The organism is Geodermatophilus sp. SMS 5-13 (genome assembly GCF_059428245.1).
On record NZ_CP165729.1, the window covers coordinates 5282777 to 5296289 of the forward strand.

Below are 13513 nucleotides of genomic sequence, written 5' to 3' on the forward strand. Positions count from 1 at the left end.
CGCGCTCCCGAGCACAGTCGAGAGCATTCGACGCGGCCCCCCGGGGGTCGCCGTGGCGGAAGGACGGTGGCTTCCGTGACCGAACCCCTGGACGTCCTCGCGATGGGCCGCAGCGGGGTGGACGTCTACCCGCTGCAGGTCGGCGTCGGCCTGGAGGACGTCGAGACCTTCGGCAAGTACCTCGGCGGCAGCGCCGCGAACGTCTCGGTCGCCGCCGCGCGGCTGGGGCACCGCGTCGCGCTCGTCACCGGCGTGGGCGACGACCCGTTCGGCCGCTTCGTCCGGCGGGCGCTGCGCGACCTCGGCGTCGACGACCGCCTCGTCGTCGTCGACCCGGCCCATGCGACGCCGGTGACGTTCTGCGAGATCTTCCCGCCGGACGACTTCCCGCTGTACTTCTACCGCCGGCCGACCGCGCCCGACCTCCAGATCCGCCCGGCGGACCTCGACCTCGCCGCCGTCCGCGACGCGCGGTTGTTCTGGGCCACCGTGACCGGGCTGTCGGAGGAGCCCAGCCGGTCGGCCCACCACGCCGCCTGGGCGGCCCGGGGGCGCCGCCGGTTCACGGTGCTCGACCTGGACTACCGGCCGATGTTCTGGGCCTCGCGTGAGGATGCCACCGCGCAGGTACGGGCGGCGCTGCCGCACGTGACCGTCGCCGTCGGCAACCGGGAGGAGTGCGAGGTCGCGACCGGCGAGACCGATCCCGACCGGGCGGCGGACGCGCTGCTGGCTGCGGGCGTCGAGCTCGCGGTGGTCAAGCAGGGGCCGAAGGGGGTGCTCGGCAAGACCGCCGGCGAGCGGGTCGTCGTCCCGCCGACGCCGGTCGACGTGGTCAACGGCCTCGGCGCCGGCGACGCGTTCGGGGGCTCGCTGTGCTCGGGCCTGCTGGCCGGGCTGCCCCTGGAGCAGACGCTGCGCAACGCCAACGCCGCCGGGGCGATCGTGGCCTCCCGGCTGGAGTGCTCGACCGCGATGCCCACCCAGGCCGAGATCGCGGCGCTCCTCGCCGGTGCCGCCGTCCCCGGCCCGCGTGCCCAGCTGGAGGGAACCCGTGCCTGACACCGCCGCCCTCGACACGTCCTCCGCCCCGCGCTGCCGCAGCTACGCGGAGGTCACCGAGCTGCGCAGCCGGGAGCCCGCCGCCGTCGCCCGGGCGCTGCGGGAGCGCCGGCGCCGTCCGGCGTTCCTGCCGCCGGACGGCCGGCTGATGCTCATCGCGGCCGACCACCCCGCCCGCGGCGCGCTGTCGGCCCAGGGCCGCCCGGCCGCGATGAACAGCCGCACCGACATGCTCGACCGGCTCCGCGCGGCGCTGGCCCGGCCGGGTGTCGACGGCCTGCTCGCGACGGCGGACGTCGCCGAGGACCTGGCGCTGCTCGGCGCGCTCGAGGACAAGGTGGTCGTCGCCTCGATGAACCGCGGCGGGCTCGCCGGCTCCTCCTTCGAGCTCGACGACCGGATGACCGGCTACGACGTGCCCGGCGTGGTGGCGGCCGGGTTCGAGGCCGCGAAGATGCTCAACCGCATCGACCTCGACGACCCCGGCACCGTGGCCATGCTGGAGACCGCCGGCCGGGCGGTGAGCGAGCTGGCCCGCGCCGGCCTGGTGGCCATGCTCGAGCCGTTCCTGTCCCGCCGGGTCGACGGCCGGGTGGTCAACGACCTGAGCCCCGACGCGGTGATCAAGTCCGTGCACATCGCGCAGGGCCTCGGCGCCACCTCGGCCTACACCTGGCTCAAGCTCCCGGTGGTCGCCGAGATGGAGCGCGTCATGGACGCCACGACGCTGCCCACCCTGCTGCTCGGCGGCGACCCGCCCGGCCTGCCCGAGGAGACCTACGCGACCTGGCGCGACGCGCTGGCGTTGCCGTCGGTGCGCGGCCTGGTGATCGGCCGCACCCTGCTCTACCCCCCGGACGACGACGTCGCCGGCGCCGTCGACACCGCCGTGGCCCTCGTGCACTGAACCCGCGCCCGCATCCGGATCTCCGAGCCGAGGAGACGCATGAGCACCGTCGCTCGCACCGCCGCCCCCGAGACCACGTCGCTGCACCGCCCCGCCGGGACGGCGGCCGCGGGGCCCTACGCGCTGGAGGTCACCCCCGAGAACGCCGGATGGGGGCACGCCGGCCTGCGGGTGCTCGAGCTGCCGCCCGGGGGCGCGCATGCCCTGGACACCGGGCCGGACGAGGTCGTCGTCGTCCCGCTGTCCGGCGGCCTCGTCGTCGCGGCGGACGGCGAGACGCTCACCCTGCACGGCCGGCCGCACGTCTTCGCCGGCCCGACCGACTTCGCCTACCTGCCGCGGGACACCGCCGCCGAGCTCTCCTCCGAGGGCGGGGGCCGGTTCGCCCTGTGCGGCGCCCGGGCGCGGCGGCGGCTGCCGGTCCGCTACGGGCCCGCGGAGTGGGTGCCGGTCGAGCTGCGCGGGGCCGGCACGTGCAGCCGGCAGGTGAACAACTTCGCCACCGCCGACTCCTTCGAGGCCGACGCGGTGATCGCCTGCGAGGTGCTCACGCCGGGCGGGAACTGGTCCTCCTACCCGCCGCACAAGCACGACGAGACCTCGGACGTGGAGACCGAGCTCGAGGAGATCTACTACTTCGAGGTCGCCGCCGGGCCGCGGGGCGAGCCCGGCCTGGGCTACCACCGGGTCTACGGCACCGCCGAGCGGCCGATCGACGTCCTCGCCGAGGTGCGCGACCGCGACGTCGTGCTGGTCCCGCACGGGTGGCACGGCCCCTCGATCGCCGCCCCCGGTCACGACCTCTACTACCTCAACGTCATGGCCGGCCCGGGTCCCGAGCGCGCCTGGCGGATCGTCGACGACCCGGCGCACGCCTGGATCCGCGGCACGTGGGCGGCCGAGGACGTCGACCCGCGGCTGCCCCTGCACGCCCGTGCCACCGAGAACGGAGCGTCCCGACCGTGAGCGAGACCGTGCGCCTGACCGTGGCCCAGGCGGTGATCCGGTTCCTGGGCCGGCAGTACACCGAGCGCGACGGCCGCCGGCAGCGGCTGTTCGCCGGGTGCCTGGGCATCTTCGGGCACGGCAACGTCGCCGGGCTCGGGCAGGCGCTGCTGCAGGCCGAGATCGACGAGCCGGAGCTGCTGCCCTACGTGCTCGGCCGCAACGAGCAGGCCATGGTGCACACCGCGACCGCCTACGCCCGCACCAAGGACCGGCTGCAGACCTGGGCGGTCAGCACCAGCATCGGCCCCGGCGCCACGAACATGGTCACCGGCGCGGCGCTGGCCACGATCAACCGGCTGCCGGTGCTGCTGCTGCCCGCCGACAGCTTCGCCACCCGCGCCGCCGGCTCGCTGCTGCAGGAGCTGGAGCGGCCGGACAGCGGCGACGTCACCGTGAACGACGCCTTCCGGCCGGTGTCGCGGTACTTCGACCGGATCTGGCGGCCCGAGCAGCTGCCCGGCGCGCTGCTCGGCGCGATGCGGGTGCTCACCGACCCGGCCGAGACCGGGGCGGTCACCCTCTGCTTCCCCCAGGACGTGCAGGCGGAGGCCTTCGACTGGCCGGCCGAGCTGTTCGCCGAGCGCACCTGGCACGTGGGCCGCCCGCTGCCCGAGCCCGCGGCGCTGGCCCGGGCCGTCGAGGTCATCCGGTCGGCGCGCCGGCCGCTGCTCGTCGCCGGCGGCGGGGTCATCTACTCCGAGGCCGGCGAGGCGCTCGACGCGTTCGCCGCCGCGACCGGGGTCCCCGTGGCGCAGACGCAGGCCGGCAAGGGCGCGCTGCCCTACGACCACCCGCAGTCGGTGGGCGCGATCGGCTCCACCGGGACGACGGCGGCGAACGCGCTGGCCCGCGAGGCCGACGTCGTCATCGGCGTCGGCACCCGCTACCAGGACTTCACCACCGCCTCCCGCACCGCCTTCGCCGACCCGGGCGTGCGGTTCGTGAACGTCAACGTGGCCTCGATGGACGCGGTCAAGCACGCCGGGGTGGGCCTGCAGGCCGACGCGCGGTCCGCGCTGGACGCCCTGCGCGGCGCCCTGGCCGGCTGGTCGGTGGACGACGCCTACCGGGCCCGCACCGCCGAGCTCGCCGCCGCGTGGGAGGCGACGGTGGAGGCCGCCTACCACCCCGAGGTCCCGAGCGCGGGCGAGGGCGGCCGGCTGTCGCAGAACGAGGTCATCGGCCTGGTCAACGAGATCTCCGGCCCCCGCGACGTCGTCGTCTGCGCGGCCGGGTCGATGCCCGGCGACCTGCACAAGCTCTGGCGGGTCCGCGACCGCAAGGGCTACCACGTCGAGTACGGCTACTCGTGCATGGGCTACGAGATCCCCGGCGGGATCGGGATCCGGATGGCCGCCCCGGACCGGGACGTCTTCGTCATGATCGGCGACGGCTCCTACCTGATGATGCCGACCGAGCTGGTCACCTCCGTCCAGGAGGGCGTCAAGATCGTCGTCGTCCTGGTGCAGAACCACGGGTTCGCCTCGATCGGCGCGCTGTCCGAGCAGCTCGGCTCCCAGCGCTTCGGCACCCGCTACCGCTACCGGTCGGAGTCCGGACGGCTCGACGGCGGCCGGCTGCCGGTCGACCTCGCCGCCAACGCCGCCAGTCTCGGGGTCGACGTCCTCACCGCTCAGGACGGCCCGAGCCTCGAGGCGGCGCTGCGCAAGGCCAAGGCCGCCGATCGGACGACGGTCGTGCACGTCGAGACCGATCCGCTGATCGACGCCCCCTCGAGCGAGTCGTGGTGGGACGTGCCAGTCAGCGAGGTCTCGACGCTGCAGAGCACCCGGGACGCCCGCGCGGTCTACGAGCGGGAGAAGGCCCGGCAGCGCCCCTTCCTGCACCCCGCCCAGCCCTGACCCCTACCCCTGTCGTGGAGAAGAGCAGATGACGCAGCAGAACGGCCGGATCCGCGTGGGGTCGGCGCCCGACTCCTGGGGAGTGTGGTTCGCCGACGACCCGCAGCAGGTGCCCTGGCCGCGCTTCCTCGACGAGGTGAGCGCCGCCGGCTACGAGTGGATCGAGCTGGGGCCCTACGGTTACCTGCCCACCGACCCGGCGCGGCTGGCCGACGAGCTCGCCGCGCGCGGGCTGCGGGTCAGCGCCGGCACCGTGTTCGAGCACCTGCACCGGCCCGACGCCTGGGACGCGGTGTGGAACCAGGTGCGGGACGTCGCGGCGCTCACCGCCGCGCTGGGCGGCACCCACGTCGTGGTCATCCCGGACACCTTCCGGGACCAGAAGACCGGTGCGGACGTCGAGTCCCGGCACCTGACGCCGGAGGCCTGGCGGGCGAAGACGACCGGGGTGGACCGGCTCGGCCGCGCGGTGCAGGAGGAGTACGGCATCTCCATCGCCTTCCACCCGCACGCCGAGACGCACGTCGGCTACCAGGCCGACATCGAGCGCTTCCTCGCCGACACCGACCCCGCGTTCGTCCCGCTGTGCCTGGACACCGGGCACGTCAGCTACTACCGCGGCGACAACCTCGACCTCATCCGCCGCTATCCGGACCGGATCGGCTACCTGCACCTCAAGCAGGTGGACCCGGCCGTGATCGACCGGGTCCTGGCCGAGGACATCGTCTGGCCCGAGGCGGTCCGGATGGGCGCGATGACCGAGCCGCCGAACGGCGTGCCCGAGTACCCGCCCCTGCTGCGCGCGGTCGAGGAGCTGGGCCGGGACGTCTTCGCGATCGTCGAGCACGACCTCTACCCCTGCGAGCCCGACGTGCCGCTGCCGATCGCGCAGCGCACCCACCGCTACATCGCCGGCTGCCGCATCCCGTCCCTGGAGATCGGCCGGCCCAAGGTCGGGGAGGCCCAGGCATGACCACCGCCGAGACCGATGCGGGCGTCCTGCCCGCGCTGGCCGACGTCCCGGCCCGCGACCTGCGCGTCGCCGTGCTCGGCGTCGGGGTGATGGGCGCCGACCACGTCGCCCGGCTGCACTCGCGCATCTCCGGCGCCCGGGTCGTCGCGGTCAGCGACGCCTTCGCCGAGAAGTCCGAGCAGGTGGCCGCCGGCGTGCCGGGCTGCCGGGTGATCGGCGACCCGCTCGCCGCGATCACCGCCGACGACGTCGACGCCGTCCTCATCGCCACCCCCGGGCAGTTCCACGAGCAGCAGGTGCTGGCCTGCATCGAGCGGGGCGTCCCGGTGCTGTGCGAGAAGCCGCTGACCATGGACGCGGCCAGTTCCCTCGCCCTGGTCCGCGCCGAGGACGCGTTCGCGGCCCGGACCGGCCGGCGGCTGGTCCAGGTCGGGTTCATGCGGCGCTTCGACCCCGAGTACGCGCAGCTGCGGGAGCTGATCGCCGCAGGCGCGCTCGGCGAGCCGCTGCTGGTGCACTGCGCGCACCGCAACGCCGCCGTCCCGCCGCACTTCACCAGCGAGATGATGATCAACGACTCGGTGGTGCACGAGGTGGACGTCGCCCGCTTCCTGCTCGGCGAGGAGATCGCCGCGGTCACCGTGCTGCGCCCGCGGGCGACCCGGCACGCGGTGGCCGGCCAGTCCGATCCGCTGATGGTCCTGTTCGAGATGACCAGCGGGCGGCTGGTCGACGTGGAGGTCTTCGTCAGCACCGGGGTGGCCTACGAGGTGCGCACCGAGGTGGTCGGCGAGGACGGCAGCGCGATGATCGGCCTCGACGCCGGGCTGGTCCGGCAGAGCGTCGGGCCGGCCGGTGCCGCCCGCGCCGGTGCGCTGGCCCCGGACTTCCGGCAGCGCTTCGGCCGGGCCTACGACATCGAGCTGCAGCGCTGGGTGGACGCCGCGCGCCGCGGCACGGTCGACGGCCCGGGCGCGTGGGACGGCTACGCCGCGCAGGCCGTGTGCGCCGCCGGGGTCGAGGCGCTGCGGACCGGCCGGCGCACCGAGGTGCGGCTGGAGGAGCGATGAGGATCGCCCTGGACCCGCAGATGCTGCGGACGACCCCGCTGCTCGAGCTGCCCGACGTCGTCGCCGCGATGGGCTACGAGTGGATCGAGCTGTCCCCGCGCGAGGACTTCGTCCCCTTCTTCAAGCACCCCCGCGTGGACCTCGCGACCGTGCGCGCGTTCCGGTCGAAGCTGGCCGACGCCGGGGTGGGCGTGACCTCGGTGCTCCCGGTGATGCGCTGGTCCGGCCCCGGCGAGGTGGAGCGGGAGGCCGCCGTGCGGTACTGGCGGCGGGCCGTCGAGATCTGCGTCGAGCTCGGCGTGGACACGATGAACAGCGAGTTCAACGGCCGGCCCGAGGCGCCGGAGCTGGCCGAGGCGATGTTCTGGCGGTCGATGGAGGAGCTGCTCCCGGTCTTCGAGCGGGAGGGGATCCACCTCGCGCTCGAGCCGCACCCGGACGACTTCATCGAGCTCGGCTCGCCGGCGGTGGACCTGATCCGCGGCATCGACTCGCCGAACGTGTCCTTCCTGTACTGCCTGCCGCACACCTTCCACCAGGGCGACGACGCGGCCGGGATCATCCGGCACGCCGGGGACCTGCTCACCCACGTGCACGTCGCCGACTCGATGGACCACCGCGCGTCCGACGGGCTGCGCTACATCACCAACCCGCCGGGCAACACCACCCGCGTCCACCAGCACATGGAGATCGGCCGGGGCGACGTCGACTTCGACGAGGCCTTCGCCGCGCTGGCCGACATCGGCTTCGACGGCGTCCTGACCACCTGCGTCTTCGGCTGGGACGACCAGGCCCGCGACTCCGGCACCCGCATGCTCGCCGCCATCCGCGCGCTGGTCGGCAAGCACTTCCCGTCCGACACCCTTCCCTGAGGAGACGACCTCATGGCCCAGCACATCCCCCACTGGATCGACGGTGCCCGCCGCGACGGCACCGGCGGCCGCACCGCACCGGTGACCGACCCCGCCACCGGCGAGGTCACCGGCGAGGTCGCGCTGGCCTCGGTCGAGGAGGTCGACGCCGCCGTCGCCGCGGCGGCCACCGCCTTCCCCGGCTGGCGCGACACCTCCCTGACCAAGCGCAGCGCGGTGCTCTTCCGCTTCCGCGAGCTGCTCAACGCCCGCAAGCCGGAGCTCGCCGCGATCATCACCGCCGAGCACGGCAAGGTGCTCGACGACGCCCTCGGCGAGGTCTCCCGCGGCCAGGAGGTCGTCGAGTTCGCCTGCGGCGTGCCGCACCTGGTCAAGGGCGGGTTCACCGAAAACGCCTCCACCGGCGTCGACGTCCACTCGGTGCGCCAGCCCCTCGGCCCGGTGGCGGTCATCAGCCCGTTCAACTTCCCGGCGATGGTCCCGATGTGGTTCTTCCCGATCGCGATCGCCACCGGGAACACCGTCGTCCTCAAGCCGAGCGAGAAGGACCCGTCCGCCGCGCTGTGGATGGCCGAGCTGTGGAAGGAGGCCGGGCTGCCCGACGGCGTCTTCAACGTCGTGCAGGGCGACAAGGTCGCCGTCGACCGGCTGCTCGAGCACCCCGACATCGCGGGCATCTCGTTCGTCGGCTCCACGAACATCGCCCGCTACGTCTACGAGACCGGGACCCGCAACGACAAGCGGGTGCAGGCGCTCGGCGGCGCGAAGAACCACATGGTCGTGCTGCCCGACGCCGACCTCGACCTCGCCGCCGACGCCGCGGTCAACTCCGGCTTCGGCTCGGCCGGCGAGCGGTGCATGGCGATCAGCGCGCTGGTCGCCGTCGGCGGGGTCGGCGACGACCTGGTCGACCGGATCGCGCAGCGCACCCGGACCCTGCGCACCGGCGACGGCCGCAAGGGCTGCGACATGGGCCCGCTGGTCACCCGCGAGCACCGCGACCGGGTGGCCTCGTACGTGGAGGCCGGCGAGGAGTCGGGGGCGAAGGTCGTCATCGACGGCCGGGACGTCGAGCCGGACGGCGGGGAGGACGGCTTCTGGCTCGGCCCGACGCTGCTCGACCACGTGCAGCCGCAGATGAGCGTGTACACCGACGAGATCTTCGGTCCGGTGCTCTCGGTGCTGCGGGTGGACAGCTACGAGCACGCCCTCGAGCTGATCAACACCAACCCGTACGGCAACGGCACCGCGATCTTCACCAACGACGGCGGCGCAGCCCGGCGGTTCCAGAACGAGGTGCAGGTCGGGATGGTCGGGATCAACGTGCCGATCCCCGTGCCGATGGCCTACTACTCCTTCGGCGGGTGGAAGAGCAGCCTGTTCGGCGACTCGCACGCCCACGGCACCGAGGGCGTGCACTTCTTCACCCGCGGCAAGGTGATCACCAGCCGCTGGCTCGACCCCAGCCACGGCGGCCTGAACCTGGGCTTCCCGAAGAACGCCTGAGGGGTGGAGTGGGTGGGGCGCGGAGAACGCGCCCCACCCCTCCACTCGGCCGAGCCGGCCGGCGCCGGGGTGGGGTGGCCCCCGGTGCCGGCCCCGGCCCACGGGTGCCGGCCCGGGGCACGGTGCCGGTCCCGGCCCAGCGACCACGTCGCGCCGGCGGTCAGGCTGCCGGGGCGAACGCGGCCCGGAACGCCGCCAGCGCCTCGACCGGGTCGCCGGACGCCCAGCCCTCGAGCGCGACGACCCCGGTGTAGCCGAGCCGGTCCAGCGCCGTGGCCACCGCCGGGTAGTGGATCTCGCCGGTGCCCGGCTCGCACCGGCCCGGGACGTCGGCCACCTGGATCTCGCCGACCAGCGGCAGCGCCCGCTCCACGAGCGCGACGAGGTTCCCCTCGCCGATCTGGGCGTGGTACAGGTCCAGGTTGAGCCGCAGGTGCGGGCTGCCGACCGCCTCGACCAGGGCGATCGTGTCCGCCGCCCGGGCGAAGGGCGTGCCGGGGTGGTCGACGGCGGTGTTGAGGTTCTCCAGGGTGAACACCCGCCCGGCCCGCTCCCCCAGCTCGGCGACGCGCGCGAGCGTGCGGGCGGCGGTGAGCCACATCGCCGGGGTCACCGTCTCGCTCGGCAGCACCGGCAGGCCGCGCTCGTCCAGGCCCGTGCCGTGCAGGTTCAGCCGGGGACAGTCCAGCCGCTCGGCGACCTTCAGCGACTCCTCGGCGGTGCGCAGCAGCTCCTCGGCGCCGTCCTCGTCGGCCAGCGAGCCGGTGACGTAACCGGTCATCGAGGAGAACGTCGCGCCCGTCGTGACCAGCGCCTCGACGTCCTTCGTCGTCCAGTTCCAGATCTCGACCTCGAAGCCGAGGCCGGCGATACGGCGCACCCGCTCCTCGAACGGCAGGTCGAGGAAGAGCATCTCCGCCGACGCGGCCAGCCGGAAGGTCACTTCTCGATCTCCTCGAGCCGCACCGGCCGGCCGGCCCGCACCGACTCGGCCGCGGCCAGCGCGATGGCCAGCGCGGCGCGGGCGTCCTCGCCGCCGACCGGGGGCGGCGTGCCGGTCCGGACGGCGGCGACGAACGCGGCCAGCTCCCCGGTGTAGGCGTCGGCGAACAGCTCCTGGTCGCTGCGGGCGGTCTCGACCGAGCGCCCGGCGGCGGCCGAGAACACCAGCCCGGTCCGCCGGCCGTCGCCCATCTGCGCCATGCCGCCGGAGCCCAGGACCTCTCCGCGCACGTCGTAGCCGTAGGCCGCCTCGAAGCAGGCCTCGGCGACCGCCCGCGCGCCGGTGTCAAACCGGACGACGACGACGGCGGTGTCGAGCAGCCCGCGGTCCCGCCACTCCGGCTCCACGAGCGCGTCAGCGGTCGCGAACACCTCCACCGCCTCGGCCCCGGGCGCCAGGTACCGCAGGGTGTCGAAGTCGTGGATCAGGGTCTCGAGGAAGATCGTGTCCGGCAGCACCCGCGCGGGGTCGAAGCCGCCGGGATCACGGGTCAGCGAGCGCAGCAGCCGGGGACTGCCCAGCGCGCCGTCGTCGATCAGCCGCCGGGCGGCCCGCCAGTCGGGCGCGAACCGCCGGTTGAACCCGACCTGCAGCACCACGCCGGCCGCGCGGGCGGCGTCGATGGCGCGGTCGGCGTCGGGCAGGGTGACCGCCATCGGCTTCTCGCAGAAGACGTGCCGGCCGGCGCCGGCGGCCGCCACCACCAGATCGGCGTGCGCGCGGGCGGGGGCGGCGATGACGACGGCCTCGACCGCGGGGTCGTCCCACAGTCGCGCGGGGTCGGTGTACGCGCGGTCCGCCCCGAGCTGCCCGGCCAGCCGCTCGGCCGCGCCCGGCGCGGGATCGGCGACGGCGGCCAGCCGGGCCCCAGGCAGCCGGCGGGCCAGCGTCTCGGCGTGGAAGGCCCCCATCCGGCCCGATCCGATCAGCGCCACGCCGAGCGGCGCCCCGGTCGCGGTCACAGGTCCAGCACCAGACGCTCGGAGCAGGAGCGGGAGACGCAGATCATCATGCAGTCGTTCGCCTGCCTCTCGGTTTCGTCGAGCACGGAGTCGCGGTGGTCCGGGACGCCGTCGAGGACGGCGGTCTCGCAGGTGCCGCAGGTGCCCTCGGCGCACGAGGAGAGGACGCCGACCCCGGCCTCCTCCACCACGGCGAGGATGGACTGCCCGGGCGGGACGGTGAGGGTGAGCTCGCTCTGCTGCAGGACCACCTCGAAGGCCTCGGCCCGCACCGGCTCGGCCTGCGGCCGAGGGGCGAAACGTTCCACGTGCAACGCCCGCGCCGGCCAGCCCGAGCAGTGCTGCTCCACCGCGGCGAGCAGCGGTTCCGGGCCGCAGCAGTACACGAGCGTGTCCCGCTCCGGCGTGCCGAGCAGCGCGCCGAGGTCGAGCAGCCCGGTCTCGTCCTGCGGGCGGATCGACACCCGGTCGCCGTGGGGGGCCAGCTCGTCGAGGAAGGCCATGGACGCCCGGCGCCGTCCGCCGTAGACCAGCCGCCAGTCCGCCCCGGCGGACTCCGCGGCCCGGATCATCGGCAGGATCGGCGTGATGCCGATGCCGCCGGCGATGAACAGGTACCGCGGTGCGGGGGCGAGCGGGAAGTTGTTGCGCGGGCCCCGCACGCGGACGGTGTCGCCCACCTGCAGCCGGTCGTGCACGAACCGCGAGCTGCCGCGGCCGTCGGGGTCCCGGAGGACCCCCAGGCGGTACTCGTGGTGCTCGGCCGGGTCGCCGCACAGCGAGTACTGCCGCGTGGGCGCCTCCCCGAGGATGAGGTCGAGGTGCGCACCGGGCTCCCAGGTCGGGAGCGGGTGGTCGCCGGCCTCGCGCAGGGTCAGGGTGACGACGCCGTCCGCCGCCTCCTGCTTGGCGGCCACCCGGGCCTCGACCTCGAACTCGGCGGCGACGAGCGTGACCGTGGTCGTCCGGTGGTGCACGGCCTCGACGTGCGGGGGGTGCGCGGGAGTGGCGCGCCCGAACGTCACCGGCAGGGTCTTCCAGACGTACATGTTCGGCGAGCTGGGGTAGAAGCCGGGCTCGCCGGCCAGCTCGTAGTCGCCCAGGACCGGCAGGGCCTCCTCGAGGGCGATCCGCGCCTCGAGCCGGGCCAGGGGCGCGCCCAGGCAGCCGTGCACGCCCTCGCCGAAGCCCAGGTGGCGGCCGCGCGGCCGGGTGAGGTCGAAGGTGTCGGGGTCGGGGAACTGGCGCTCGTCGCGGTTGGCCGCCCCGGGGATGAGCACGACCCGGCCGCCCTCCGGGATGGTGACGCCGTGCAGCGTCACCTCGCGCGAGGTCGTGCGCGCGGTGAGCTGCAGGGGCGTGATCAGGCGCATCGCCTCCTCGACGGCAGCGGGGATCAGCGACGGGTCCCGCTGCAGCAGCGCCCGCTGAGCGGGGTTCTCGGCGAGCAGCTTGAACAGCGTGCCGGTCAACCCGGCGGTGGACTCCACGCCGCCCAGGAACAGGATCATCATCAGGCCGCTGACCTCGGAGTTGGGCGTGACCTGCGCATCGACGAACGGCACCCCGTCGATGTCGGCGTGCACGAACTTCGTGACCAGGTCCTCGCGCGCTCCCCGGCGGCGCTCCTCCAGCAGGTCGATGAAGAACTGCTGGACGCCGGCGGTCGCGGCCCGCGCGACCGGGGTCAGGTGGGGCGTGCCGGGCACGCGGTCCTTCAGCTCGTGGGTCCAGTGCTCCAGCTGGTCGCGCGTGGCCCGCTCCACGGGGTCCTCGTCGTGCCGGCTCGGCAGGCCCATCAGGTGGAAGAACACGTCGAAGGGCATCGGCCAGGCCAGTTCCTGGGCGAGGTCCACCGCGCCGCGGTCCCGCCAGGAGGCGACCAGCTCGCGCACCACCGTGCGGATGCCGTCCTCGAGCCCGGCGATCCGGCGCGGCAGGAAGTACGGCTGCACCACCGAGCGCACCTGGTCGTGCCGCGGGTTGTCCATGCTGCCGATGGACCCCGGTGGCACCTGCTCGAGGCGGCTGTCGTCGATGTCCATGCCCTCGAAGCTGCGGAACGTGTCCGCGTCGAGCGCCGCGGCTCGGACGTCGTCGAACCGCGTCAGGGCGTACCAGCCCCAGCGCTCGCTGTAGTAGACCGGCGCCTCGTCGCGCATCCACCGGTACACGGCGAACGGATCGGACGTGTAGAAGTCCGGGGCGAACGGGTTGTAGTCCACGGCCGTCAGAGCTGCGGTCATCGAGGCCCCCAGATGGTCTTAAAGCGCTCTAAACGCTTGCCG

The 13513-nt window shown here is 74.4% G+C and carries 11 protein-coding genes; 8 read left to right on the forward strand and 3 right to left on the reverse strand.

Annotated features, from left to right (window positions below; all coding sequences use genetic code 11):
- Nucleotides 1-75: 75 nt before the first annotated feature.
- Genes iolC through AB3388_RS25630 form a run of 8 tightly spaced genes read left to right on the forward strand, consistent with a single transcriptional unit; the run spans nt 76 to nt 9260 of the window.
- Nucleotides 76-1062 carry a 5-dehydro-2-deoxygluconokinase gene (gene iolC, locus AB3388_RS25595; RefSeq protein WP_495408136.1) on the forward strand — a complete coding sequence of 329 codons (987 nt, stop codon included), beginning with the start codon at nt 76-78 and terminating at the stop codon, nt 1060-1062.
- Complete coding sequence (locus tag AB3388_RS25600) at nt 1055-1969, forward strand: class I fructose-bisphosphate aldolase (protein WP_495408137.1); 915 nt, start codon at nt 1055-1057, stop codon at nt 1967-1969. Before iolC ends, AB3388_RS25600 begins: the two co-directional genes overlap by 8 nt.
- A 39-nt stretch (nt 1970-2008) precedes the next feature.
- Nucleotides 2009-2935, forward strand: a complete 927-nt coding sequence (gene iolB / locus AB3388_RS25605) for a 5-deoxy-glucuronate isomerase (RefSeq protein ID WP_495408138.1) — start codon at nt 2009-2011, stop codon at nt 2933-2935.
- Nucleotides 2932-4839 carry a 3D-(3,5/4)-trihydroxycyclohexane-1,2-dione acylhydrolase (decyclizing) gene (gene iolD, locus AB3388_RS25610; RefSeq protein WP_495408139.1) on the forward strand — a complete coding sequence of 636 codons (1908 nt, stop codon included), beginning with the start codon at nt 2932-2934 and terminating at the stop codon, nt 4837-4839. Before iolB ends, iolD begins: the two co-directional genes overlap by 4 nt.
- Nucleotides 4840-4867: 28 nt before the next feature.
- Nucleotides 4868-5812: a sugar phosphate isomerase/epimerase family protein gene (locus AB3388_RS25615; RefSeq protein WP_495408140.1), complete on the forward strand. Its 945-nt coding sequence runs from the start codon at nt 4868-4870 to the stop codon at nt 5810-5812.
- Nucleotides 5809-6882, forward strand: coding sequence for a Gfo/Idh/MocA family protein (locus AB3388_RS25620; protein WP_495408141.1), 1074 nt, complete (start codon nt 5809-5811; stop codon nt 6880-6882). The genes AB3388_RS25615 and AB3388_RS25620 overlap by 4 nt, the downstream gene beginning before the upstream one ends.
- A complete protein-coding gene (locus AB3388_RS25625; protein WP_495408142.1) occupies nt 6879-7754 on the forward strand; it encodes a sugar phosphate isomerase/epimerase family protein in 876 nt (291 codons plus the stop codon). The genes AB3388_RS25620 and AB3388_RS25625 overlap by 4 nt, the downstream gene beginning before the upstream one ends.
- 12 nt (nt 7755-7766) lie before the next feature.
- Nucleotides 7767-9260, forward strand: coding sequence for a CoA-acylating methylmalonate-semialdehyde dehydrogenase (locus AB3388_RS25630; protein ID WP_495408143.1), 1494 nt, complete (start codon nt 7767-7769; stop codon nt 9258-9260).
- Between the two features lie 160 nt (nt 9261-9420).
- Here the strand turns inward: AB3388_RS25630 and AB3388_RS25635 are convergent, their stop codons facing one another.
- From AB3388_RS25635 to AB3388_RS25645, 3 genes are read right to left on the reverse strand one after another with little or no spacing between them, the layout of a single operon-like run.
- Nucleotides 9421-10203, reverse strand: coding sequence for a TIM barrel protein (locus tag AB3388_RS25635; RefSeq protein WP_495408144.1), 783 nt, complete (start codon nt 10201-10203; stop codon nt 9421-9423).
- A complete protein-coding gene (locus AB3388_RS25640) occupies nt 10200-11225 on the reverse strand; it encodes a Gfo/Idh/MocA family oxidoreductase (RefSeq protein ID WP_495408145.1) in 1026 nt (341 codons plus the stop codon). Before AB3388_RS25640 ends, AB3388_RS25635 begins: the two co-directional genes overlap by 4 nt.
- A complete protein-coding gene (locus tag AB3388_RS25645) occupies nt 11222-13471 on the reverse strand; it encodes a cytochrome P450 (RefSeq protein WP_495408146.1) in 2250 nt (749 codons plus the stop codon). The genes AB3388_RS25640 and AB3388_RS25645 overlap by 4 nt, the downstream gene beginning before the upstream one ends.
- Nucleotides 13472-13513 lie beyond the last annotated feature (42 nt).

What these genes read in the sequence shown, in the direction of transcription:
- iolB (WP_495408138.1), top strand. Translation starts at nt 2,009, where the DNA reads ATGAGCACCGTCGCTCGCACCGCCGCCCCCGAGACCACGTCGCTGCAC.
- AB3388_RS25615 (WP_495408140.1), top strand. Translation starts at nt 4,868, where the DNA reads ATGACGCAGCAGAACGGCCGGATCCGCGTGGGGTCGGCGCCCGACTCC.
- AB3388_RS25620 (WP_495408141.1), top strand. Translation starts at nt 5,809, where the DNA reads ATGACCACCGCCGAGACCGATGCGGGCGTCCTGCCCGCGCTGGCCGAC.
- AB3388_RS25625 (WP_495408142.1), top strand. Translation starts at nt 6,879, where the DNA reads ATGAGGATCGCCCTGGACCCGCAGATGCTGCGGACGACCCCGCTGCTC.
- AB3388_RS25630 (WP_495408143.1), top strand. Translation starts at nt 7,767, where the DNA reads ATGGCCCAGCACATCCCCCACTGGATCGACGGTGCCCGCCGCGACGGC.
- AB3388_RS25645 (WP_495408146.1), bottom strand. Translation starts at nt 13,471, where the DNA reads ATGACCGCAGCTCTGACGGCCGTGGACTACAACCCGTTCGCCCCGGAC.